At 65.8% G+C, this 1,120-nt stretch carries 1 protein-coding gene; it reads right to left on the bottom strand.

Going from position 1 to position 1,120, the window contains the following annotated elements; all coding sequences use genetic code 11:
• Positions 1-147: 147 nt before the first annotated feature.
• A complete protein-coding gene (locus AC097L_RS25700) occupies positions 148-927 on the bottom strand; it encodes an SDR family oxidoreductase (RefSeq protein WP_479589530.1) in 780 nt (259 codons plus the stop codon).
• Between the last annotated feature and the right edge of the window lie 193 nt (positions 928-1,120).

Genomic DNA, 1,120 nt, shown 5'->3' on the forward strand with positions numbered 1-1,120 from the left:
TTGATCAGCTCCAATCGTCAATGACATGGTGTGAAAGGACGGTCAGCTTAGCATGCCGGGTGGCTGGCAGGCCACATCCATATCAAGCTGCAAGGCCGTGGACAGGCGGGCGTCCGACCGGCGCGTCTACCCGCGGGCAAGTCGTGTCTAGCGGCCGCCCGCCACGTCCAGCATCGACCCGGTGGTGTAGCTGGACTCGCCCGACAGCAGCCACAGGATCGCCTGCGCGTCCTCCATCGCTGTGCCGGCGCGCTGCATCGGCACCAGCGGCGCCATCTGGCGGGCCCGCTCAGGCTGGCCGCCCGAGGCATGGATGTCGGTCTCGATGATGCCGGGTCGCACCGCATTGACGCGAATGCCCTCCAGCGCCACTTCTTTCGCCAGCCCGATGGTCAGTGAGTCGATGGCGCCCTTGCTCGCGGCATAGTCCACGTACTGGCCCGCGCCACCCAGGCGCGCTGCCGCACTGGAGACGTTGACGATGGCACCGCCCGCCCCGCCAAAACGGGTGCTCATGCGTTTGACGGCTTCGCGTGCGCACACAAAGCTGCCCAGCACGTTGATGTCGAACATGCGCTGGATCCGCGCCACCGTCATCTCGTCCACGCGGGCTGCCACGTCCACCACCCCCGCGTTGTTGACCAGCAAGTGAACAGGCTGCGCCTCGGCGATCAGCCGGTCGGCAAAGCTGTAGACGGACACCAGGCTGGCCAAGTCCAGCAGTTCAAACCGCACCCGCGCCTGGGGCAGCATGCGCAGCAGGTGCCGCACCGCCTCCGCGCCCTTGTGCGCATTGCGCCCGGCCAGGATGACCTCGGCCCCGGCAGCGGCCAGGGCCAGCGCAGTCTCGAACCCCAGGCCGCCCACGCCGGTCACCACCGCCCGCTGACCGTGTTGGGGCGGAATATTTTGCACAGTCCAGTCCATCCGCATTCCTTTATGCGTGAGTAATCACGCAATTAAAATATACAAAAAAAACGCTACTTCGCCAGGGAAATGCCGTTCCACAGAATCTCGAACCCCCTCTGCCGGTACGCATCTGCGGCCTCGGGCTCGCGGGCCATGGCATCCATGGTGGCTTCGGCCAGGCTGGCCATGCAGGCCCAGATGAAGGCCACCG

The sequence above is a fragment of the Rhodoferax sp. RT5P35 genome (genome assembly GCF_056521385.1).